The organism is Dactylosporangium cerinum (genome assembly GCF_042653625.1).
In the GTDB taxonomy this organism is placed as follows: Bacteria; Actinomycetota; Actinomycetes; order Mycobacteriales; family Micromonosporaceae; genus Dactylosporangium; species Dactylosporangium cerinum.
In genome coordinates, this window is sequence record NZ_JBHSIU010000066.1 from 159,896 (window position 1) to 182,560 (window position 22,665).

Genomic DNA, 22,665 nt, shown 5'->3' on the forward strand with positions numbered 1-22,665 from the left:
CGCCCGCTGAACCGCCCGCTGGACCGCCCGCTGACCCCGCCCCACGACCCGGTCAGGAGTCAGGAGCGGGGAGACGCGTAGGTGTCACGAGAACACGCCGAGGGCGGCGGCGATGCCGACGGCGACGACCGCGCCGCCGGCGAGCTCGCGGGGCCAGGACTGCTGGCGTTCGTCGCCTTCGCGGCCGAACAGTTCGATGAGGGAGAAGGCGAGGCCGGGCAGGGAGAGCAGGACGAAGCCGTTGACGATGCGGGAGGCCCGCCGGGCGGCGTGGGTTGCCCGCCGCGGACCTGGTACACGTACCGGCCGAGGTGCCCGCTGCCGCCGCTGTTGCGGATGAGGCCCGTGGTGGTGTTCGCGTCGCCGAGCGCGCCCGGGACCCCGGAGCCCGGGTGCACGTAGGTGGCCGTGCCGCTGGAGTAGCCGACGGTCAGCCCGCCGGCCGGTTCGTACGTCAGCCGGTCGTAGTTCATCACCAGGTCGAAGTTGCCGGCCCCGGTCTCCGACCGGTCGACGAGGATCAGCTGGGAGCTGTTGAGCCGGTCGGCGCCGTTGTTGAAGTAGCCGACGTTGACCCAGTTGACGCAGTACGCGGGCCGGCCGGCGAAGGTGATCGGGCCGTGCGACACCGGGGTCGTGGCGGGTGCGCGGGTGTCGACGTCGAAGAACGCGACCGCGACGATCGGGTTGCCGAACGCGGCGAGGTTGAGCCCGGAGAAGCCGGAGTAGGCGCTGCCGAACGTGACGTCGCCGTTGTTGTTGACGTACATGCCGCTGTACGTGGTGCCGAAGAAGTTGACCGGGAACCCGAGCGGCACCTGGCCGGACGAGCCGTCGTCGCTGCGGCCGAGGGAGTTCGTGGTGCATCCGGCGTCGGCGACCACCGCGTCCGGCCCGGCCGCGGCGGCGGGTCGGACGCCGAGGCCGAGGAATGCGGCCTGGGTCGCCAGGATGAGCAACGCCAGGAAACGAAACGCACGTCGGCCGCGGAAGGTCATGGGCCCACCATCGGCACCGCCGCCGCGCACTTGACCGGTAACGGCCCGCCTGGACGAACATCACAGCAGTCGGCTGAGCTGGGCGGAGTCGTTCGGATAAGAATGATCTCGCCGCGCCGAAGCATGCTATTCGTTGAAAACACAAGCAACCATGATTTACCTCCATCAATGACGGATAGGCGCTCGAACTCCGCTTTCCACGGGCCGACACTGGGTCGCGTTGATCCACGACATCAAGGGGGAGCACGTCATGGTCCAGCAGAACCCAACGAACCGGCTCAGCCGCCGCGGCATCCTCACCGGAGCGGGGGCCGGTGGCGTGGCCGCGGTCGCCGCCGCCGTCACCGCCACCGGCCCGGCCGCCGCCGCGCCCGGCGACCCGGTCGTGCAGGGCGCCGACAACAACGCCGGCGCCGACACCACCATCCTGCGCTCGACCTCCGGCGACGCCACGCTCGACGTGCGCAACACCGCGACCGTCGCCGTCGACGCCGACGGCTTCGACGCGGGCGTCATCGGCTTCTCCTCGAACGGCAACGGTCTCATCGGCCGCAGCGACATCGGCTACGGCGTCATCGGCATCGCCGGCGGAGCCGGCGGCGTCGCCGTCGTCGCCTCCGCACCCGACGAGTACGGCAAGACCGCCCTGTCCGTGCGCGGCCAGGCGCAGTTCAGCCGCAGCGGCACGACGACGGTCCCGGCCGGCGCCAACAGCGTCACCGTGTCCGGCCTGCACCTGTACGCCTCGACCCGGGCGTTCGCCCTCGCCCAGCGCAACACCGCCGCGTTCGTGAAGGCGGCGGTCCCGGACCCCGCGACCGGCCAGCTGCGCCTGCACCTCAACATCGCCGCACCTGCCGGCGGGGTGCCGGTCGCGTGGTGGCTGCTCGCCTGATCCGGGTTGGGCGAATCGGGGCCGGCCGGACTGCCCGCCAACTACCGTGGAGACAGTGGGTAGGCGAGAGGTGGTAGTCCGGCGGCTCTGCGCCGCGATCCTCGCGCTGGTGCTGGTCGCCGCCTGCTCGCAACCGTCCGCACCGAAGCCGAAACCCAGTCTGCCGCCGCCGACCGGGGTGCTCGTCCTCTACGACACCACCGGCGAGTTCGGCTCGCTCGGGGAGCTGTACGCGGTTCAGGCCGGCAACCTCGCCTCCCACTTCGACAAGTGGGAGGCGCAGCCGGTCACGCGGTACACGCCCGGCAGCGCCGCCCGGCACCGGCTGACCATCTACATCGGCTCGACGTACGACGAGCCGCTGCCCGACGCGTTCCTGGCCGACGTCGCCGCCGGCGCCGCGGTGCTGTGGATGGGCGCCAACATCTGGCAGCTCATCGAGAAGCGCGGCGTCGCCGGGCTGCAGAAGGCGGCGATCGATGAGTCAGCGGTCACCACGATCCGCTATCACGGCACCGAACTGACCCGCAACGCAGCCGCCGGTGCGATGGTCCGCGTCGGGACCGCCCAGGGCGCGGTCACGCTCGCCGACGCGGTGCTGCCCGACGGCGGCGTCGCGCCTTACGCGGTGCGGGCCGGCGCGCTCACGTATGTCACCGAGGTGCCACTGACGTACGTGACGTTCGACGACCGGTACCTCATGCTCGCCGACCTCCTGTTCGACCTGCTCGAACCGGGCGCGCCGCAACGGCACCGGGCGCTCGTGCGGATCGAGGACGTCGGCCCGCACTCCGACCCGGCCCAGCTGCGCACCATCGCCGACTTCCTGTCCGCCCGCGGCGTGCCGTTCTCGGTGGCGGTGTTCGCCGTGTACGACGACGCGGCCGGCGTGTACTCCGGCGGGGTCCCCGTGCACAGGACGCTGAGCGGCACGCCGGCGGTCGTGGACGCGCTGCGGTACATGGTCGGGCACGGCGGCACCCTGCTCATGCACGGCTACACCCACGGTCTCCTCGGGGCGAAGAACCCGTACGGCGTCAGCGCCGAGGACTACGAGTTCTACCGCGCCCACGTCGACCCGGACGGCACCGTCGCCCTGGACGGCCCGGTCCCGGACGACTCGGCCGAGTGGGCGCTGGGCCGCCTTGCCGCCGCCCGCCAGGAATGGACCGCGGCCGGGCTGACCCCCTCGGACATCTGGGAGTTCCCGCACTACACCGCCAGCGCCGTGGACTACCGCGCGATCGCGACGGCCCCCGGCATCCGGGCCCGCTACGAACAGGGTCTGTACTTCTCCGGCATTCTGAGTGGTACAGCCACCGGCAGCCGCTCGGTCAGCCAGTTCTTCCCGTACCTGGTCGACGACGCCTACGGCACGCCCGTGATCCCGGAGACCCTCGGCAACGTCGCCACCCAGCGGTTCAACCAGCACGGCGTGCGGCTCGCCCCGGACCTGATCGCCTCGGCGAAGCGGCAGCTGGTCGTGCGGGACAACGTGGCGAGCTTCTTCTACCACCCGTTCCTGGGCCTGCAGTACCTTCCCGAGCTCGTGGAGGGCATCCAGCAGCTCGGTTACACCTTCGTCCCGGCGACCTCGCTGCTCTGAGCGGCCTTCAGGTGGGGCTCTCCCCGCGGCGCGCCGTCAGGTGGGGCTCTCCTCGCGGCGCGCCTTCAGGCGGGGCTCTCCTCGCGGCGCGGCGCCGCCGGGGGAGCGCTGAGCCCGACGGTGAACAGGCGCCGGTCGACCTCGTTGAGCGCGAGCCGCAGCGCGCCGAGCGCGACACTGTCGGCGCCGAGCGTCGAGGCCCGCACGTCCGGCACCCGCAGGCACAACTTCTGCAACTCCCGCCGCAGCGGCTCCAGGACGAGGTCGGCGGAGCGGGAGAAACCGCCACCGAACACGACGACCTGCGGGTCCAGGGCGAGGACCAGCGCGGCGGTGCCGACGGCGATGTCCTTGACGTAGCGGTTCACCGCGGCGCGGGCGTCGCGGTTGCCGTCGCGGGCGGCGTTGAAAACCCAGGCGGCGGCGTCATCGGGGCTGACCGTGGTCGGCACGCCCGGGCAGCCCTGCAGGTGCGCCGGCGCCGACAGCCAGCGCACGGCCTTCAACGCGCCGATCTCACCGGCCGCACCGCCGAAGCCGCGACGCAGGACCCCGTCGATGATGAGGCCCGCACCCATGCGCATGCCGGCGAGGAGGAACACGATGTCGTTCGCGTCGCGGGCGGCACCCCGCCAGCGCTCGGCCAGCGCGGCCAGCTTGCAGTCGTTCTCCACGATGATCGGGCAGGTGAACCGGTTGCTGAGGTGCGCCGCGAGGTCGACGGTCTGCCAGCCCGGCAGCGGGGTGAACAGGGTCGTCTTGCCGGTGGCGTCGACCGGGCCGGTGACACCGGCGGTGACGGCCCAGATGTCCTGCGCGGCCTTGCCCGACTCCGCCAGGCAGGCGGCGAGCACCTCGTCGAGGGCGGCGAGCCGCTCGCTCGGGTCGGCGTCGGCTGCGACGGACCTGCGCGCGGTGTGCACGACGGTGCCGTCGAGGTCCGCGAGGAGCGCCAGTATCTTGTGGGCGCCGACGTCGACCCCGATGACGTGCCCGGCGCTGGCGCGGAACCGGTACCTGCGGGCGGGCCGGCCGACGACGCTGCTGCCGTCCGGCTCGACGACCGTGGCCCAGCCGCCGGTGACCAGCCCCTGCGCGATGACGTCGACCGCGGGGCGGGACAGCCCGGTCAGTTTGGCGAGCTCGGTGACGGTGGCCGGCGGCTGGTCGCGCAGGGCGCTGACGATCGTCAGCGAGTTCAGCTCCCGCAGCCGGGTCAGGTCGGTGCCCGCGATGACCTGATCTGTCACTGTGCGCCCCTTGACGTGTGCTGCCGGTATCCCCACCAATATTGCTATGGAGTTTACAAAGTCCGGGGGGAATCGCAAGCCCGTCACGATCGCGGTGGTCGGCGCCGGCCTCCGTGGCAGCGCGTACGCCCGCCTGGCCGTGGCGAGCGGACTCGGCCGGATCGTGGCCGTGGCCGAGCCCGACCCCACCCGCCGGGCCGCGTTCGCCGCTTCGCACCGGCCCGCGTCGGTGTTCACCGGCTGGGAATCGCTGGCGGCGGCCGGGCGCCTGGCCGACGTGGCGGTGATCGCGACGCAGGACCGGCTGCACGTCGAACCGGCCGTGGCGCTCGCGCGGCAGGGGTATCACCTGCTGCTGGAGAAGCCGATGGCGCCGACCGAGCCCGAGGCCCGGCAGATCGCCGACGCCGTCACCGCGGCCGGAGTGATCGGCGCGGTGTGCCACGTGCTGCGGTACACCGACTACACGCGTCGTCTCAAGGCGTTGCTCGATGACGGCCGGATCGGCACGCTCGTCAGCGTCCAGCACCTGGAACCGGTCGGCTGGTGGCACCAGGCCCACTCGTTCGTCCGCGGCAACTGGCGCCGCGCCGCCGACTCCGGGCCGATGCTGCTGACGAAGTCCTGCCACGACCTGGACTGGCTCGCCTACCTCATCGGCGCCACCCCACGCTCGGTGGCGTCCTTCGGCGGGCTCGCCCACTTCCGCCCCGAGCACCGCCCGGCCGGGGCATCGGACCGGTGCGTGTCCTGTGCGGTGGAGCCGTCCTGCCCGTATTCGGCGGTCCGCCTGTACACCCGCTGCCTGGACGACGGCGAGGACTGGCCGCTGAACGCGGTCACCCCGTCGCGGACCCGTTCCTCAATGCTTCTGGCGTTGCAGGACGGCCCCTACGGCCGGTGCGTCTACTCATGCGACAACGACGTGGTGGACCACCAGGTGGTGGCGCTGCAGTACGACACGGGCGTGACCGCCACGTTCACCATGACCGCGTTCACGCCCATGCAGCGCCGCCAGACCCGCCTGTTCGGCAGCCACGGCAGCATCGACGGCGACGGCCGCCACCTGCACGTGACCGACTTCCGAACCGGCCACACGGAGACCATCGACACGCACGGCTCCGGCGGCCACGCGGGCGCCGGCCACGACGGCGGCGACGCCGGCCTGGTGGAGGCGTTCCTGGCCGCGGTCGCCGCGGCAGACCCGTCCCTGCTGAGCTCCGACATGGCGACCAGCCTCGCCTCCCACCGCGTGGTCTGGGCCGCCGAACACGCCCGAACCACCGGCACGGTCGTGACCGTGTCCTCTTGACCAACTGCGGCGCATGCACGCGGTACCGTCCTTGTTGTGCTCGTCGTTCTGTGCCATCCATCGGACGTCGTGCCGGGCGCGGCGGAGCGGGACCGCTGGGTCGACCTCTTCGACCCGGCCGGCGCCGATCCCGGCAACATCAGTCGCTACCTGCGCGACATCTCCCTGGGCGCGTACAACGCCTCGGCCGTGCTCGTCACGGAGTGGCTCGACGTCGGGCACACCGCGGCGGATGCGGCCGCGGCCGGCGGGGGCGCGCAACGCGACCTGCTGGGCGGCTGGGGCGCGGACGCCGCGGAACGCGTCGGCCTCGACCTCGACGCGGGCACCGGTGTCGTCTTCGCCTACAACATCGACGCCGACCACGGCTCGCTCGGCGGCCGCCGCGCGGTCCTTGCCTACCGTGCCGGCCGGCCGTTCGAGCCCACCTTCATGGCCCATGAGGTCGGCCACGTCCTCGGGTTGGGCCACTCCCGCTCGCAGAGCGACGGCGAGTACGGCGACCGCTTCGACATCATGAGCGCCATGAACGTCTGGACCTTCCGCGACGCCTGGGGACGCGACGCCGGCCCGGCCGCGACGGGCATCAACCTCCAGCAGCTCGGCTGGATGGACGAGAGCCGGGTGTACTACGCCGACATCACCACGGCCGGCGGCTCCCTGCCGTCCGCGGACAACTTCCCCCTCACGCCGCTGTACCGGCCAGAGGTCGCGGAGGAGTCCCGGATGGTGGTGATGGCGACCCCGGCCGGCACCTACTACATCGAGTACCGCGAACAGAGCGGCTGGGACGCCGGCCTCCCGGGCCCGCGGGTGCTGATCCACCAGCACGAGAACGGCCCCGTGATCCTGGGCGGCGGGCCGGAACCGCTCGGCGCGCTCGCCCTGGGCGGCAGCGTGCAGCTGTCCGACGAGCCGTGCCCGTGGGGCCTCGCCTTCTACGCCGTGCGCGCAGACGGCTGCGCGGAAGTCGGCGTATGGGTCGACTACATGTAGGCCAGCCGGAGCCGGACCCTACCAAGTCGATCGACAAACTGGATGCAGTCGGAGCCACCATGTTCGGGCCGTGACTGTGGTGACTGTGTGGCCGGCTCAGTGGAGATCGGGTCCGCCCGCCTCCGCGAGTTCGGACAGCACACTGATCGCCTCGTCGACGTCGTCGGGGACGGCATCGGGGACGGCATCGGAGAACGATTCGGGTGCTTCCCCGTCAGCGAGGTGCGGGTACTTCTCGATAAGGAACCGCCGCCGGTAGGCAATGTCGGCGGCGTCGACGATCCGTTCCAGCGTGGCCCAGTTGAAGACGCCGCCGAGGACGATCCCGGCCGCGGGCACGACCTTGCCGAGCGACTGCTTGGTGACGCGAACACCGAATGCCGCCGCGAACCGCTTGTAGACCTGCGTGATGATCGACTGTTCCAGGACGGGCCAGGCCTTGCCGCGCACGAGTGCCTGGGTGAGCCGCGAGATGTCGGCCATGGCGGCGGTCTTCGTGCCCGAGCTTCTGGTGGCGGGCCACCACGCGGTTGGGGGAGAGCCCCACCCGCGAGACCCGTCCGACCGTCTGCCGCACCGACGCGAGCGCGGAGCCGCTCCAGTCGGTGACGCCGTCGGGTATGGCATCGGCGGCCTTACGCGCCCCTGAACCGATCACCTGGGCGCCCTTCACAACGAAGTCCTGCCCACGCGAAACGGCCGACTGCGCCCGTGGCTTGTTCTCCAGGTACTTCGTGGCCCGCTCGCTGAGCTTCGCTGCGCCGCTGGCGACCTGTCCGCTGGCGTTGCGCATCATCCGGGACAGGAGCCGGCCCTTGAACCGTTGGATGTCACGCCATGCCTCGAGCTCGTAACCCGACGGTTCCGTCATGCCGCGACTGTAGTGTCCCGGACCAGCGCAGAGAATGAACAAGTGGGTGCCGGAGCTGGTGTTCGTACGATGACTTCCCAGCCGGCCGGCCACCCGACCGCGTGGCGCTTGACGTCTCGGCGCGCGGGCCAGGAATCATGCACATCGCTTCATGGCGTCGGCCCGGGAGACCCGTCCAAGCGGCCGGAAAATCGGCATCGACGGACGACTTTGATGAAGCTCGCGATCCCCTACGTTGAGTCGGTATCAACGTACGGAGATGGAGCGATGGTTCATGACTCTGTTACGGCGTCACGGATTACCGGCGGGCATCTCGACGCTGTTGGCCGTCGGCACCGGAGCGCTGACGAACATCGCAACAGCGCAATGGCAGCCCTCGCTGGCCGCAGGTCTCGGCGTTCTCGTCGTCGGCTACGTCGGGTTCGAGGCGTGGCGGTCGACCCGGCAAGCTTCCGAGGACCAGCAGCCGCCGATGGTGTTCAGCGGTTCGGGATCCCACAGCATTTATCTCGGCCCCGTCGTCGCCCCACCTGCCGCCGCCACCGGAGCCACGAACCCGGTTCCACCCACTGCGGCCATCGCCGTAGCGGAAGGCTCCCTGGCGAGAGCGGTGCCACGGGTACGCAACGTCGCACCGCGGAATCCGGGCTTCGCGGGTCGCGACGACCTCATCACCCGCCTGCACGAGCGGCTGGCCGCCGGCGGAACCACGGTCGTGCAGGCGCTGCACGGCATGGGCGGGGTCGGCAAGACGCAGCTCGTGATCGAATACGTGTACCGGTTCGAAAGCGACTACGACGTCGTCTGGTGGATCTCGGCAGAGCAGCCGGAACTCATCGGCGACCAGTTCAGCGCACTCGGCGTCGAGCTCGGCCTGGCAGGAGCGGACACCGACGCACCGACGGCGGCACGTGCGCTCCGCTCGTACCTGCGCCAGCACGACCGTTGGCTCCTGGTCTTCGACAACGCAAACGACCCCGCGCACCTGCGCGAGTGGCTCCCCGACGGGCACGGCCATGTGATCGTCACGTCCCGGCTGGAGGGCTGGAACGATCTTGCGGCACCCGTCGAGATCGGCGTATTGACCAGGGCGGAATCGATTTCGCTACTGCGGTCGTACCACCCACGCCTGGAGGCGGACGACGCGGCGGGGCTCGCCGAAGCGCTGGGCGACCTGCCGTTGGCGTTGGCCCAGGCCGCCGGGTTCCTCGCGGAGACCGGGATGCGCAGCCGAGACTACATCGACCTGCTGGCGTCCAGGGCGACCCAACTCCTCGGCGAAGGACCGGCCGGCGCCTACCCCAGAACCCTGGCCGCAACGGTGCTCCTGGCCTCGACCCAGCTGACCCGCGTCGATCCCGCCGCGCTCGCGGTGTTGCGCCTGTGTGCCTTCTTCGCTCCCGAGCCGGTCCCCGCCGAGTGGTTCAGCCGCCCGCCCGAGGACGACGGATCCGTCCTGCGGCCACTCGCACTGGCCGCCGGCAACATCATCGAGTTTCGTCGCAGCATGGCCCGCGTCGCCTCGTTCGGCCTGGCAAAGGTCGATGTCGCCGGCGTCCAGATGCACCGGCTGATCCAGGCGATCGTCCGCGACCAGCTCGCCGACGGCGAACGTGACGTGGTCCGGCGGCATGTCGAGGCGGTCCTCACGTCGAACTCGCCCGGCGACCCCGCCGACCCGCCGAACTGGAGCGGTTGGGGCCGGCTGCTGCCGCATCTGCTTGCCGTCGAACCGGCCCGGAGCGACGACCCCATGCTGCGCCAGATGATCTGCGACGCTTGCTGGTATCTGCTGGCCCGAGGCGACGCGACCAGCGCCGAGGAGATCGCCGAGGAGCTGCACCGCTACTGGATCGGTCGTTTCGGCGAGGATCACGAAGACACCCTCTATGCGGCGGCCTGCCTGGCCCGGTCCTACCGGGACCAGGGCAAGCACGACATCGCACGAACGCTGGACGCGGACATCCTCGCCCGTCGTGTGCGGGTGCTCGGCCAGGACGCCCCACTGACGCTGCGATCGGCCAGCAATCTCGCGCTCGACCTGCACGCGCTGGAAGACATCGAGCAGGCCCGCCAACTCAACCAGGACACGCTGGAACGGCGGCGCCGCACGCTCGGCGACAACCACCCCAACACGCTGACCTCGGCCAGTCACCTCGCGGCAGACATCCGCGAGGCCGGCGACATCGAGGCCGCACTCGCCCTCGACCAGGACACCCTGACCCGCCGCCGCGAGGTCCTCGGCGACAACCACCCCAACACGCTCATCTCCGCCAACAACGTCGCCAGCGACCTGCACCTGCTGGGCAGGTTCGACGAGGCGTTGGTGCTCAACAGCGAGACCCTGCAACACCGGCGTCAGATCCTCGGCGACCAGCACCCGAACACCCTCAACTCCGCGAGGAACCTGGCCACGAACCTCCATGCGCTCGGCGACTCAGCGCAGGCACGCCGCATAGAAGCTCACTTCTCGCTGCCCGACACGCGGCCGTCAAGACGGGACCGAAGGCGGCCCCGTCGATGAGGAGGCCGGGCAGACCTTGACCAAGGCGCTGCAACGCCGGCTCCGCGAGGTGGGTTGGTGCACAGGCTGGCTGCGGCGCGTCAGGTGCGGCCCGGTCGGAGGTGGTCGCGATGCGCGTACTCGCGCAGCCGCGGGGCCCAGGTCTCGAGGCCGGGCACCACCCGGCCCACCTCTTTCGCCGACTCGTCAGCGCGACGGAGCGCGATCGCGGCCACCGCCTCAGGGCGCTCGGCGAAACGCTCCGCCTCCGGTCCGGTCATCGCGGCGCCCTGCCGGCTCAGGCTGAGGGAACTGGCCGGCGACAGGGCGTACGTCTCGGTGGCGGCCAGGTAGCGCTTCGCCTCCACGTGCAGGCCGACAAGGTCGGCAACGCGGTCGCCGAGGATCGGGCGCACCGCGGCGGCGCCGGTGTGGGCGTGGTCAGGATCGTCCCCGCCGGCGGCGTGGCCGATGTCGTGGACCAGCCCGGCGAGCTGCAGGCCGAGGTCGTCGGGGTGTCTGGTGCGCAGGACGTCGGCGCACTGCAGACCGTGCGCCAGCAGGTCGACCGGGTCGCCGTCCGGCGGCGGGGCGTCGAACACGCCGTCGAGTCCCGCGAACCAGCTCAGGAAGACGTCGACATCCGAGAAAACCGCCATGCCGGCAGGCTATCGCCGGCCAGATCACCCTGAGGCTCCACGACGACGGCCGGGCGGTGAACGGCGAGTGACAATGTCAGGTGGCCTCGGGGGGCAGCCACTCGTCGACGATCGCCAGCAGGGTGTCGCCGGTACGGATGGAATCCTGCCGGACGAGATCGACGAGGGCGGGCGTCAGTTCGCGACGTTCCAGCCACTCCAGGTGCCTGGCCAGTGTCGCGAGCTCCAGCAGGTAGCCCGAGCTGCCCGTCTGCCCCTCCAGCGCCGGGTCACGATCGTGGAGCATCTCGCCGGTGGCGTACCAGCTGGACACCAGGTTGGCGGCGGCGCCGACCGTGGCCCGGGTGTACGCGGCGGGATCGGGGTACCCGATGAGGTCGAGATGCTCGGCCAGGTTGCCGAAGGTCACGGTGATCCACGAGTCGTCACCGTCGAGGATCCGGTCCTCGGGGCCGGTCGGGACGAAGCCGCGAAGCTCCACGGCCAGCCGGCGGGACTGTTCACGGATCTGCGGCGCCCGTTCGGCGAGCGGACCGGGCTGCTCCCAGGCGAACCGCAGCGAGGCCTCCGCGGCGGCCCGGAACGCGGCACGGGCCGGAAATCGCGTGGTGCTGCGTTCGAAGAACGGGAAGCAGCGCTGGATCGCGCCCAGCGCGGCCACCAGCTGCTGCCGCACCGGCAGCCGGCCGGCCCGCTCCTGCAGCGCCTCGCACATCAGGTACCCGGGTGGCGGGGTCCATGTCACGGCCATGTCGCACCCGCATTCCTGACTGCCGTCCTCCGTTCGGCGGGACTGTACCGACGTGCGCGCAGCCGATCAAGGCAGCACGTTCGTCGGCATGACGGCTCGCCGGAGCCGGCGCGGCATTCCGGTCTTCCGCAGCCGCTGGGTCATGCCTAGGAACGGACGCTGCGGTCCGTCAGATGTAACTGCGGTGCGATGTTCGGTCCCGCCGGACGCCTACCTGCCCTCGTCGGGCGGGACATTGGACACGCTCGCGGAGTTGCCGAAAGGACGACCGTGGCACTCGGCCTGACCGGCCAGCCACGATCGGCGCTCAGTCACTCATGGCCTTGACGCCTCTCCGCTGAGCAGGCCGCGGACCTTGTGGTACTCGGCGGCCAGGTGCGGGTGCGTCTGCTCGAGCCGGTCGATGCCATCCGCGTGACGGATCTCGAGCGCCTGGGCCAGCAGCACGGTGCGGGCCTGCTCGTGGCGCCGCCAGGCGGCCCGGACGACGTCGGGCGTGGGTCGCTGCCCTGTGTCACCGAGCGTGGCGCGGACGGCGTCGGCGGCGAGGTTCTGCAGCTGGGCGAGGTGGTGCTGGCGGTCCCTCGGGTCGAGCCCGTGATCGACGAGCATCGGCAGGACCGCCAGGATGTCGTCGAAGACCAGTTCGGCACTCGTCCAGTCACCGCGTTCGGCGGCGACCGCAGCGCCCTCGCGGCCGGCGCGGGCCCGGATCATGGGTGGTGCGGTCGGGTGTCGCAGGGCCTCGCGAAAGACGCTCAGGGCCCGGTCGAGATCGGCGGTCGACCCGGTTCGTGCGTGGCGCTGGCGAAGGGACCGGCCGAGGTTGGCGAGATATCCGGCCCTGGCCGGGTCGTCCGCCGCGGCGGCGTCGGCTGCCGCCTGGCAGGTCGCGACGGCGTCCTCGAGGTCGGCCGGTGCCCCGCCGCGCGTGTAGCGGGTGGCCATCGCGATGCCCAGATTCGCCAGGGAGGCCGCGTAGTCGGGGTGGTCGGGCGGCATGGCGTCGACCGCCTGCCGACCCACCGTCACGGCCGCGTCCAGGTCGGCCGGCGCCTTCGTGAGACGGTGCCGGGACGCGAGCGCGGGGCCGAGGTTGGACAGGCAGGTCGCCCGGTCGGGGTGATCGGGCGGAATCTCGTCGATCGCCCGCTGGAGAAGGGCGATGGCCCGGTCCAGATCCTCGGCAATCTCGGTCCGGAGGTAGTGGGTGTACAAGGCGCTGCCGAGATTGGTCAGCAGCCCAGGCTCAGGGTGCGGCATTGCGGCCTCGGCATCCAGCCCGACGGCGATCGCCGCCTCCAGGTCCGCCAGCGCCCCGGTATGACGGTGGCGGGCCTGCAGTGCCGCGTTCAGATCCGACTGGACCTTCGCCCGGTTGGGCCGGTCCGATGCGACATGGCGGAGCGTCCGCTCGGCCAGCGCGATGGCGGCATCCAGGTCGGCCACGTTGCCGTTGCGGCGGTAGCGCGCCTGGAGGTCGGCACCGAGATCGGCAAGGCGCCTGGCCAGGCCGGCGGCCTCGGGTCGGGCGGCGTCCGCCGCCTCCAGAGCGGTCACGACGGCTCGGTCGAGATCGGCCGGCGATCCGGTGTGTTCGTAGCGGACCTGGAGCGCAGCGACGAGGTTCGACAGGAAGAGGGCGTAGTCGGGGTGGTCGCGCGCGGTGGCGTCCACCGCCTCCCGGGCGCTGGAGACCGATCGGTCCAGGTCGGCCGGCTCGCCGGTGTGCCCGTACCGGGTACGCAGGGCGTTGCCGAGGTTGGTCAGGAAACCGGCCCGGTACGGGTGGTGGTGCGGGAGGACCTCGACCGCCTGCTCGAGCCAGGCGACCGCCTGGCTCACCGCGGCCACGTCGGCCGCCAGATCCGGGTCCTGCAGGATCTGCATCGACTGGTGGTAGAGGCGCGCGGCGATGTCGCCGGCCACCTCCGCCTGACGCTCGAGGTATTCGCGGATCGGCTTCGGCACCAGCTCGGCCGCCAGGGGCAGCACCCGGCCGAAGGCGGCCAGCGCCACCGTGAGGTCTGCCGCGTCCCGGTCCTCGCCCGAGCGTTCGAACCGCACCCACCGCACGGCCGCGACGGTCAGCCACGCCTCGATGTCCGTGCGAGCGGCCACCGCGGCCAGGCGGTCGGTCAACGTCACGACGTCGGCCGCCATGATCGGCCCTGCGCTGTCGCCGTCGTTGTTGGCCACATCCAGCACGGCCGTCAACCGGCCGACCAGTTCGTCCCGTTCCATCGTGTCCCATTGAAGTGGACCCGCGACCGGAACGTATCCGTCGTCGGGCCGAACGACAACGCGAACGGGCAGAAGTAGGGTCCCGGGTATGTCCCTACGCGGTGATGCGGCGGCCCGGTGGCCCCACCTGTTGGACGAGATCCGGCAGGTGGCCGGCTTCGAGGGCTTCGCGCTGCCGCCGGCGATGGAGGCGTTGCACGAAGCCGCCGGCGTGGGGACCGTCGTGGCGATCACCGTCACCCGCCACGGCTGCGGGGCGCTGTGGCTGGACCGCGACGACGCGGGCAGCGTGGAGCTGCCCGACCTGACGATGAGCGACGCGGCCGAACACGCCAGAGACTTCCTCGACGCGATGAACACGCCATCGGGCCTCGTCGACGCCGCCGGGATCGCGCGGGTGCTCGCCTGGTTGTGGGACGCGGTCGCCGGCCCTGTGCTGGACGCCCTCGGCCACACGATCCAGCCGGACGTGCAGAGGCCGGACGGGTGGCCCCGGGTGTGGTGGATACCCACCGGGCCGTTGAGCGTGCTGCCCCTGCACGCGGCCGGCCACCACGACGATCCGCCGCAGGCCCGGCGCAGTGTGCTGGACCGGGTAGTGTCGTCGTACACGCCCAGCGTCCGGGTGCTTGCGGACGCCCGTGGGCGGATCGGCCGGCCCACGTCCGGGATGGCCGTGGGCATCAACCAGACGGCCGGCAGCGACCTGCCGCCGCTTCGCAAGGCCGAGACCGAGGCGAGCGGCGTCGCACGGCTGGTGCACCGGGACGCACCGCCGCTGCTGGGCCCGGACGCGACCCATGAGGCGGTGATGCGCCGCCTGCCGGAGGCCGGGTGGGCGCACTTCGCCTGCCACGGTTTCGTCGACCACGACGACCCGGGGCAGAGCTACCTGGCCCTCTATGACGCCCCGCTGAAGGTGCACGAACTGTTCAACGTGGAGCTGCGCAACCCGTACCTTGCCTTCCTGTCGGCCTGCACCACGGGCCAGGGATCGACGCGCCTGCCCGACGAGAGCATCCACCTCGCCTCCGGGTTCCAGCTGGCCGGCTACCCCCACGTGATCGCCACCCTGTGGCCGATCAACGACTCCATCGCGGTCCGCCTCGCGGAACGCATCTACACTGCCATCCATCCCGCGCCCGAGTCCTGGCACGAGCCCGGCCTGGCCCTGCATCGCACCGTCCATGCGTACCGGGAGCGATACCCGTCCGCCCCTCAGATCTGGGCGTCCCACGTCCACTTCGGGCCCTGAGGCCCCGACGCGTCGCAGCAGGGGATCGTCAGCCGCTCGGCGGGGCGTCGAGCACGGTGGGCACGTATTCGAGCAGCTGCAGCCGGCCGTCGAACGTGCGGTGGTCCACCAGGTCCAGGGTGATGTCCGGGTACCCGTCGAACAGGCGGTCATGTCCGGTGGCGCCGGTGATCACGGGGAAGACGACGACCCGGTACCGGTCGACCAGGCCGGCCTTGAGCAGCGACCGGCTCAGGCTGAGGCTGCCGATGGTGCGCATGGGCAGGTCGGCGTCCTGCTTCATCGCCCGGACCGCCTCGACCGCGTCGCCGTCGACCAGGGTCGTGTTGGCCCACGCCAGCGGCGCCTCGACGGTGGCGGAGAACACCACCTTCGGCTGCGCCGTCAACGCCGCCATGCTGGGCTCGTCCGGCATCTGCACGGCGAAACCGGACATCAGCCGGTACGTCGTCGCGCCCATCAGGGCCGTGTGCTCCTCCTGCCCGTCGAGCCAGGCCAGGTACTCCGGCCCTTCCAGGCCCCAGTAGCCGGGCCAGCCTTCGGCGGCTCCGTAACCGTCGAGGGACATGATGTAATCCACCATCAGATTCGGCATCGGTACCTCTCATCGGCTGCTGCAGCGGCGGTGCTGACAACGGCTCCGGCAGGCGCAGACCGCCCGCGGCCGTCAACATCTCCGCAAGCCTACGGGCAGGACAGGTCCGCCGCAGCGCGTCGGCGGCGCTTCACAGCAGCCCGGCGAGCTTGTACAGCACCAGCGACCCGGCCACGGCGACGTTGAGGCTCAGGCCGGTGCCGACCATCGGGATCTCCACGGCGCCGTCAAGCAGGTCCAGCGCTTCCGGCGGGATGCCGGTGGCCTCGTGCCCGAGCACCATGACGGTCCGGCGCCGCGCGACGGGCAGGTCGGCGAGCCGGACCGCCTCGTCGGCCAGCTCGACGCCGAGGACGTGCGCGCCCGCCCGGCGCTCGTCGGCGAGCCATTGCAGCGGGCTGCCGACCCGGTGCACGCAGGACGGCTGCCGCAGCGTGTTGCCGCGGGCGAGCGCCTCGTCCACCCACCCGAAGGGCGGCACGGCGAGGCACGCCCCGACGGCGTCGCAGGTGCGCAGCAGCGTGCCGAGGTTGGCACCGTGCATCGGCCAGAGCGGCGCGGCGACGAGGTGTCCCCAGCATCGGTGCCGGCGGGGTCGTCGGGTCGACCGGATCTCTTGAGGCGTCCGGACCCGGATCGCGGGACTCACCGCTCGGGAGCGAAGCCGCTCCTGTGTTCAAGACTCATGTGGGACACGCTTTTCGGCGCGTGCGGGCCATCAACGGGGACCTGGTTCCGCATCAGAATACATGCTGTCAGGCGAGCGCCGCATCGACCACGGTCGCCTCCATCCGACGCAGCAGTGCCGTCAGGTCGTCGCGGCTGATGGCGGTGGTGTTGAGCTGGGCCCGCACGCTGAGGGCGTCGTCGGCGTCGTTGATGTGGACCATCAGGGGCTTGTGGAGGTCCGGGAGCTCGCGCCACTCCAGCGTGGTCGGACCGGCGGCGCGCACGTCCGCCGCGGTCGGCACCGTCTCGATGGGGCCGTCCTCGGAACGGCGGTTGTTGAACAGGCACAGGTGGTCGAAGCTGACGCCGCGCTCACGGCTGACTTCGGCGATGATCCGGTCGAGGTCGACCTGCGAGTAGTACGCGTGCTTGTGCGCGGCGAGCAGCCGGCGCCGGGCCAGGACCACGAGGTCGTCGAACCCGCCGTCGGCGAGGTCGAGCGTGCACAGGCCGTGGTGGCTCATGTGGCCGGCGGCGTCGGCCAGGCCGGGCCGGAACCTGCTGTTCACCGTGATCATCGTGGCCACCCGGGTGGTTCCCGCCGCGTGCCCCAGCGCCTCCGCGTACGCCGCGTACAGGACCGGTGTCGTGGTCACACCGAGCCGGGCGGCGACGGCGCGAAGGGCTCGGTACAGGGCGGGCGACAGCAGGTCCAGCTCCCAGTAGCGGTGCTCCGCCGCCGCATCGCCGGCCGGTTGTGGAAGGCGTGGGGACGGCAGCGCCTGCAGTTGCGTCTGCCAGTACCGCAGCGCAGCCTCGTTCTGGCGCAGCGCCGACGGTGTCTGCTGCAGCTGTGCCTGCTCCAGTGGCTGCAGGCCGGGCGGTCGCGGCGGCTCGCCCGTCACGGGGTCGCGGCTGGTCAGGTCCTCGAACATGGCCATCGCGGCCGTCGGGTCGGCGACGTGGTGCGAGATTGCCACCACCAGGTGGGTCAGCGCCCCGGCCTGCCGGACGAGCGCCATCCGCATCGGCCATTCCCGCTCGTAGTCGAACGGGACGAAGTAGTACTGCGCGCTCACCTCGGCGGCGACGGCGGCCGGGTCGCGGTCGGCCGCGTCGTACACCTCGATGTGGGCCGTGCCCGAGTCCCGCACGACCTGCGTGACGCCGCCGTCCGGTCCGAAGCGCAACAGGGTGCGCATCGACTGGTACCGGCTCAGGTAGAACCGGTACTCCTCGACGTACTGGTCCACCGTCGCGCCGGGTTCGAGGTCCCTGACGGCGCCCAGCGCCAGTGAGCTGCCGGAAATTGCCATCTCCTTCCAGATGGACTGCTGGCCCCAGCTCAGGGGCCCCTCCCCGCTGCCGTCACCGGTGAACGGGACGGCGATGCGCTCGATCAGGCCGTTCATGAAGGTGGCTCCGTTCGACGGACGATACCCAGCGGCACTCTATCGGTCGATAGAGCGCTCTCTCGACGGGGACGGGTGGGCGCGGCAACGGTGACGCCGCTGCGGTGCCGGGGATGGCGATGGACGATGAGGAGTGGCTGGCGCTGCTGCGCAGCGTCGATCAGGCCGCGCAGCCGTTTCCGGCGGACCGCGATCCGTATCCGTCGTGGGTGCCGCCCGACTTCGACCGGGACGCGATGCAGGCGCGGTTCGGGGTGGACGGCGGGTGGAACTATGGCGCCATGCGTGATTTACGGGCATGGATGGCGCGGGTCGTCGCGGGTGGGCTGGGAGTGCTCCTGGTCGCCGTGGGCGGTCTGGTGGTGACGCCAGGCATAGCGGCCGCGGCGACGACGTTCTTCTCGTTCAGTGCGGGGGTGTTCGCGCCGAATCAGGTCAAACACGTCTGGTGGAACAATGCCAACTCCGACGCCTACGCGGCCGGGCTGGAGGTTTCCGGCACCGACGACCCCGGGGCGAAGTGTCACCTGGAGGTGCAGCGCACCTGGTATCAGCGCAACGCGTCCGGGGAGCGGGAGTTCCACCTGGAGATCGAGGGCGACTCGGTGCTGCGGTGCCAGGCGACGGTGTGGCTGGCGCGGCTGACCAAGTTCCGGGAGTCCTCGACCGGCACCCTGGCGGCTGGTCAGTCCCGGTCGTGGCACTGGAACAACGCGGACGCCGAGGGCACCGTCTACGCCGTCGGGGTGCTGCCGTCGCAGCCGGCGTCCGGTAGCTGCGCGATCGAGGTGAGCACGCAGTACCGGACCCAGCCGGACGGCGAGTACGAGTTCTCCTACCGGGCCACCAACGTCGGCACCGTCACGTGCAGCGCCACGTTGCGGCACGTGGCGCTCGGCGTCGACACCACCGTGGCGGTGCCCGAGGTGCCGGCCGGCGGCCCGTACAACATCGGGGTCCCCGGCGTGCCGGCCGGCACGAGGGTGATCGTCGCCGGTGCGGCCCAGAGCGTCACCCCCGCAGGGCCGTGCCAGGTCAGCGTCCTCACGACGTTCTACCAGCGGCAGGGAACCACGACGGGTGTCTACGCCGGGTACCGCAACACGGGCAGCGTCGCCTGCGAGTCGACGGCAACCTTCGCCCTGCTGTCCTGACGCGTCCATGGGCGCCGGGCGGTCGCCCTGAGACGGCCGCCCGGCTGAGGGCTACAGCTGGAGCACGACGGCGGTTGCCGTGAGGAAGGTGCGGTCGTCGTAGCCGCCGGCGATGAGGACACGGCCGTCCGGGAGCGCGGCCACCGCCGGGAACTGCCGCTCCGGGCCCGGAACGGTTCCCAGTGCGCGCAGCTCACCGTCGGCGTAGGTGTCCACACCGTATCCACCCGCGATCACGACCCGGCCGTCGGCCAAGCTGAGGACCGCTTCGGAGATCTTGTACCGCGGCTCGGACATCGGCGGCCCTGGCCGGAACGTCCCGGAACGTGGGTCGAAGCGTTCGGTCCGGGCGAGCCGGGCCTGCGGCTCGTCGGCGGTCTGGCCGCGGCGTACCGACACCGTCCCGGCGGGCGTGAACCGGCCGGTCGCCGGGTCGTACAGCTCCGTGCCGGCCAGCGGCGGCAGCCGCTCACCCGAGAACCCGCCGACCACGAGGACGCGGCCGTCGGCCAACGCCGTCGCGGTGTGACCTGCCCGCGGCGCGGACAGCGGCGGGCCGGGTGTGAACCGTCCGGTCACCGGGTCGAACAGTTCGCTGTCGGCCCCGGCGGTCCCGTCACAGTGATCCACCACGCAGCCGCCGATGATCAGCACCCGTCCGCCGGGCAGCGGCGTCGCCGTGTGCGAGGCTCGCGGGGTCGCCATCGCCAACCCACCCTGTGCCTGCGTGGTGACCTGCGACCGCTGAGGCGGTGATGGCCGGGACTGGTCCGAGGTGCAGCCGGTGGTGAGCCCGCCGGCCGCCACGATCACGCACACCGCGGATGGAGCGCGCACTGCCCACCTCCAGAACGACGAGGACCTGCAACGTCGATCCCGCGCGAGGCGTCCAGGTTCCCGGCGTCCGTGCATGGGTTGCCGGGGCGCCCCATGCACGGACGGTCCGCGATCTACTGGAAGGAGATGCTGTCGATGGTGATGGTGCTGTTGCCGCCGTACCAGAAGCCCATGGCGAGCTGGGCGGGGCTGGTGCGGCTGATGCCGTTGGCGACGAGCGGGATCCTGATGTCCTGGTAGGTGGTGGTCAGCGCCGGGTGGCCGCCGCCGTCGAGGGTGTAGTCGCCGAAGACCTTGCTGGTGCCGCCGAGGCTGAGGTTGAAGTGGGACTGTTCGCCGCCGGTGGCGCCCTTCACGCGCACGACGAGGTAGGTGTACGCGGACACGTCGGTGCCGACGTCGCTGCCGAACCAGCCGCAGTTGTTGTACTGCAGGGTGAGCGCCCCGCCGGAGACGGCACCGTTGCCGCCGCCGTTGGTGAAGCAGTTGCCGCCGGTCCACCGGCCCAGGTCGTTCTTCGCGGCCGAGGGGTACGCGGGCGTGCCGTCGAAGTCGTCGAGGACCAGGCCGACCGGGGGTGGGGTGGCCGTCGTGGCGGTCAGCGGCGCCGACGCGGTGGAGACGTTGCCGGCCGCATCTCTGGCCTTCACGGTGTACGTGTACGCCGTCCCCGCCGACAGCCCGGTGTCCGTGTAGGAGGTACCGGTCGGCGAGGCGACCTGCGTACCGTTGCGGAACACCTGGTATCCGGTGACGCCGACGTTGTCCGTGGCCGCGTTCCAGGACAGCGAAATCGATGTCGTGGTTGTGGCCGAGACCGCCAGCCCGGTCGGGGTGGACGGTGCCGCGCAGTCGGTGCAGCCGACGCCGACGGTGACGGTGTTGCTGGCCGCGGACTCGTTGCCGGCCGCGTCGCGGGCGGTGACCGTGTAGGCGTGCGATCCGGCCGGGACGCCGGTGTCGGTGAACGTCGTGCCGGTCACCGTGCCGACGACCGTGCCGTCGCGGCGGACCTGGTATCCGGTGACGCCGACGTTGTCGGTCGCGCCGGTCCAGGACAGCGACACCGACGTGCTCGTCACGGAACCGGCGGTCAGGGTCGGTGCGGACGGCGGTACGCAATCCGAAGTGCAGGAACCGACGGTGATGGTGTTGGTGAGCACGTTATAACCCTTGCCCGCGTCCCAGGTGCCGGTGTTGGCGAGCCGGACCGAGTAGGCGGGGTTGCCGCGCAGCCCGGTGGCCTGGTCGGGCAGCCACAGGGCGAGCTTGTACGTGCCCGCGGTCATCGCCGGCAGCGTCACCGTCTGGGTGGGGACGGTGACCGCGCCGGGCCGCCAGGTGCGCGGGTCGAGACCGGTGAGCGGCACGTTGTACCGGGAAGCGCCGTTGTCGAAGACCAGGAACACCGGGCGGGGCTTGATGATGCCGGCGTAGCCGTCGTTGGTCAGGTGCGCGGCGAACGTGAACGCGCTGCCCGCGACGGCCTGCGTGGTGTACGTGGCGTCCTGCAGGCGCAGCCGGTAGCCGAGCTTGCGTTCGATGCGGGTGAACAGGGTCTCCGCCGGGTCGTTTCCGGACGCGGCGAGGTGCGCGGCCTTCCAGATGTCGGTGTTGACCGGGGCGTAGTCCTCGTTGATCTCGGTCCAGTGCTGGTGGGACAGCTCGTACTGGGCGTTGACGCCGGCCGCGTCGTTGGCGCCGCTGGCGTTGCAGGTCTCACCGCCGATCATCTTGTTGCCGCCGGTGGTGGTGGCCATGTCGTACACCCACTGCTTCTTGACCGACACGTCGAACCAGCCGAGCCACGAGTTCTGGTCGTAGGTGCCCATGTCGGCGGTGTCGGCGAGGAAGCAGTCGTCGTGGAAGCCGAGCCGGTCCTTGTCCTGGGCGGTCATGAGGCAGTTGTCCGGCAGCGGGCAGCCGGCCGGCGGGGTGGTGCGCTGCGCGAACTCGTAGTTGAAGATGGGGTAGCGGATCAGCACGGGCATGCTGGCCGGGGTGCTGCTGAGCAGCTTCTTCACCAGGCGGTAGCGCACCGGTGCCTGGCTCTCCTCCGACGACGCGGTGTACGGGCTGGAGTGCCACTCGCCCCAGGCGCCGAAGAACCCGGCCTCCAGGTGCAGGATCACGTCGGCGTTGGCGGCGAGGACCGGGGCGAGCTGGTCGATGTGCCGTTCCATCTGCGGTTCGGTGACGGCGGAGTAGCCGTCCCAGACGTAGGCGACCCGCAGGACGATCTTCATGCCCTGGGTGCGGATCGCGGCGAGGCCGGTGCCGAGGTTGGTCAGCAGCGCGGGTGGCAGGTCGCTGGTCTGGTACTTGTCGAGGTGCAGGTAGCTGTGGATGAGCGTGTTGCCGTTCGTGCGCGCCCGGGCGAAGGTGCGGTCGAGCATGTCGGGGTTGAACCCGGGGATGGTGTTGCTCGCGTAATCGTTGACGGCCGGGTCGTCGACGATCTCGTAGCGGTTGTGGAAGCCGCGTTCGGGGTTGGTGAAGACGCCGGTGAGGTCGGCGGTGTATGTGGCGGTGGTCGTGGGCGCTGCGGCAATAGCGGCGCCGGGCGTCAGCGTCAGCGCGAGGGCCAGCGCGACGGCGAAGGTCCGTTTCATCGTTCTCCTTGAGAGAGCCGGCTTGAGGGTGCCGGCGCCGTCCACA

The 22,665-nt window shown here is 71.3% G+C and carries 18 protein-coding genes; 7 read left to right on the plus strand and 11 right to left on the minus strand.

All coding sequences use genetic code 11. From position 1 onward, the window contains the following. Positions 1-59: 59 nt before the first annotated feature. Positions 60-998 carry a nidogen-like domain-containing protein gene (locus tag ACFPIJ_RS43135; protein WP_380124664.1) on the minus strand — a complete coding sequence of 313 codons (939 nt, stop codon included), beginning with the start codon at positions 996-998 and terminating at the stop codon, positions 60-62. Positions 999-1,218: 220 nt separating this feature from the next. On the opposite strand from ACFPIJ_RS43135, the gene ACFPIJ_RS43140 reads away from it, so the two are divergent. Together ACFPIJ_RS43140 and ACFPIJ_RS43145 are read left to right on the plus strand one after the other, a co-directional pair. After that, a complete protein-coding gene (locus tag ACFPIJ_RS43140) occupies positions 1,219-1,893 on the plus strand; it encodes a hypothetical protein (protein WP_380124666.1) in 675 nt (224 codons plus the stop codon). A gap of 55 nt (positions 1,894-1,948) precedes the next feature. Continuing rightward, on the plus strand, positions 1,949-3,499 hold the full coding sequence (locus ACFPIJ_RS43145; protein WP_380124668.1) for a DUF2334 domain-containing protein: 1,551 nt from the start codon (positions 1,949-1,951) through the stop codon (positions 3,497-3,499). A 65-nt stretch (positions 3,500-3,564) separates the two neighbouring features. Here ACFPIJ_RS43145 and ACFPIJ_RS43150 read toward each other — a convergent pair whose 3' ends face one another. Further along, the gene (locus tag ACFPIJ_RS43150; RefSeq protein WP_380124670.1) at positions 3,565-4,749 is read right to left on the minus strand and encodes an ROK family transcriptional regulator; all 1,185 of its coding nucleotides are present in this window, start codon (positions 4,747-4,749) and stop codon (positions 3,565-3,567) included. 46 nt (positions 4,750-4,795) lie between these two features. Between ACFPIJ_RS43150 and ACFPIJ_RS43155 the strand changes: the two genes are divergently transcribed. Both ACFPIJ_RS43155 and ACFPIJ_RS43160 read left to right on the plus strand, forming a co-directional pair. Next, positions 4,796-6,061 carry a Gfo/Idh/MocA family protein gene (locus ACFPIJ_RS43155; RefSeq protein ID WP_380124672.1) on the plus strand — a complete coding sequence of 422 codons (1,266 nt, stop codon included), beginning with the start codon at positions 4,796-4,798 and terminating at the stop codon, positions 6,059-6,061. A 36-nt stretch (positions 6,062-6,097) separates the two neighbouring features. Then, complete coding sequence (locus ACFPIJ_RS43160) at positions 6,098-7,057, plus strand: hypothetical protein (protein ID WP_380124674.1); 960 nt, start codon at positions 6,098-6,100, stop codon at positions 7,055-7,057. 96 nt (positions 7,058-7,153) lie between these two features. On the opposite strand, the gene ACFPIJ_RS43165 is transcribed toward ACFPIJ_RS43160, so the two are convergent. Next, on the minus strand, positions 7,154-7,540 hold the full coding sequence (locus tag ACFPIJ_RS43165) for a hypothetical protein (RefSeq protein WP_380124676.1): 387 nt from the start codon (positions 7,538-7,540) through the stop codon (positions 7,154-7,156). A gap of 662 nt (positions 7,541-8,202) precedes the next feature. On the opposite strand from ACFPIJ_RS43165, the gene fxsT reads away from it, so the two are divergent. Beyond that, on the plus strand, positions 8,203-10,452 hold the full coding sequence (gene fxsT, locus ACFPIJ_RS43170) for an FxSxx-COOH system tetratricopeptide repeat protein (RefSeq protein WP_380124678.1): 2,250 nt from the start codon (positions 8,203-8,205) through the stop codon (positions 10,450-10,452). 80 nt (positions 10,453-10,532) lie between these two features. Here fxsT and ACFPIJ_RS43175 read toward each other — a convergent pair whose 3' ends face one another. The 3 genes from ACFPIJ_RS43175 to ACFPIJ_RS43185 form a co-directional block, all read right to left on the minus strand. Further along, entirely contained in the window at positions 10,533-11,090 is a 558-nt protein-coding gene (locus ACFPIJ_RS43175) for an HD domain-containing protein (protein ID WP_380124680.1), read from the minus strand. Between the two features lie 76 nt (positions 11,091-11,166). After that, positions 11,167-11,841, minus strand: coding sequence for a hypothetical protein (locus ACFPIJ_RS43180; RefSeq protein ID WP_380124681.1), 675 nt, complete (start codon positions 11,839-11,841; stop codon positions 11,167-11,169). Positions 11,842-12,156: 315 nt separating this feature from the next. Further along, the gene (locus tag ACFPIJ_RS43185) at positions 12,157-14,085 is read right to left on the minus strand and encodes a tetratricopeptide repeat protein (protein WP_380124683.1); all 1,929 of its coding nucleotides are present in this window, start codon (positions 14,083-14,085) and stop codon (positions 12,157-12,159) included. An 88-nt stretch (positions 14,086-14,173) separates the two neighbouring features. Here ACFPIJ_RS43185 and ACFPIJ_RS43190 point away from each other — a divergent pair, with 88 nt between their 5' ends. Further along, positions 14,174-15,340, plus strand: a complete 1,167-nt coding sequence (locus tag ACFPIJ_RS43190) for a CHAT domain-containing protein (RefSeq protein WP_380124685.1) — start codon at positions 14,174-14,176, stop codon at positions 15,338-15,340. Positions 15,341-15,368: 28 nt separating this feature from the next. Here the strand turns inward: ACFPIJ_RS43190 and ACFPIJ_RS43195 are convergent, their stop codons facing one another. From ACFPIJ_RS43195 to ACFPIJ_RS43205, 3 genes are all read right to left on the minus strand, one after another. Continuing rightward, positions 15,369-15,923, minus strand: coding sequence for a dihydrofolate reductase family protein (locus ACFPIJ_RS43195; protein WP_380124687.1), 555 nt, complete (start codon positions 15,921-15,923; stop codon positions 15,369-15,371). Positions 15,924-16,065: 142 nt separating this feature from the next. Beyond that, positions 16,066-16,479 (minus strand): TrmH family RNA methyltransferase, encoded by a 414-nt coding sequence (locus ACFPIJ_RS43200; protein WP_380124689.1) that lies wholly within the window; start codon positions 16,477-16,479, stop codon positions 16,066-16,068. A 211-nt stretch (positions 16,480-16,690) separates the two neighbouring features. Next, positions 16,691-18,016 carry a condensation domain-containing protein gene (locus tag ACFPIJ_RS43205; RefSeq protein ID WP_380124691.1) on the minus strand — a complete coding sequence of 442 codons (1,326 nt, stop codon included), beginning with the start codon at positions 18,014-18,016 and terminating at the stop codon, positions 16,691-16,693. Between the two features lie 113 nt (positions 18,017-18,129). Here ACFPIJ_RS43205 and ACFPIJ_RS43210 point away from each other — a divergent pair, with 113 nt between their 5' ends. Further along, the gene (locus ACFPIJ_RS43210; protein ID WP_380124693.1) at positions 18,130-19,170 is read left to right on the plus strand and encodes a hypothetical protein; all 1,041 of its coding nucleotides are present in this window, start codon (positions 18,130-18,132) and stop codon (positions 19,168-19,170) included. A gap of 51 nt (positions 19,171-19,221) precedes the next feature. Here ACFPIJ_RS43210 and ACFPIJ_RS43215 read toward each other — a convergent pair whose 3' ends face one another. Together ACFPIJ_RS43215 and ACFPIJ_RS43220 are read right to left on the minus strand one after the other, a co-directional pair. Then, entirely contained in the window at positions 19,222-19,875 is a 654-nt protein-coding gene (locus ACFPIJ_RS43215) for a Kelch repeat-containing protein (RefSeq protein WP_380124695.1), read from the minus strand. A 245-nt stretch (positions 19,876-20,120) separates the two neighbouring features. After that, positions 20,121-22,619 carry a DUF4832 domain-containing protein gene (locus ACFPIJ_RS43220; RefSeq protein ID WP_380124697.1) on the minus strand — a complete coding sequence of 833 codons (2,499 nt, stop codon included), beginning with the start codon at positions 22,617-22,619 and terminating at the stop codon, positions 20,121-20,123. Positions 22,620-22,665: the final 46 nt, after the last annotated feature.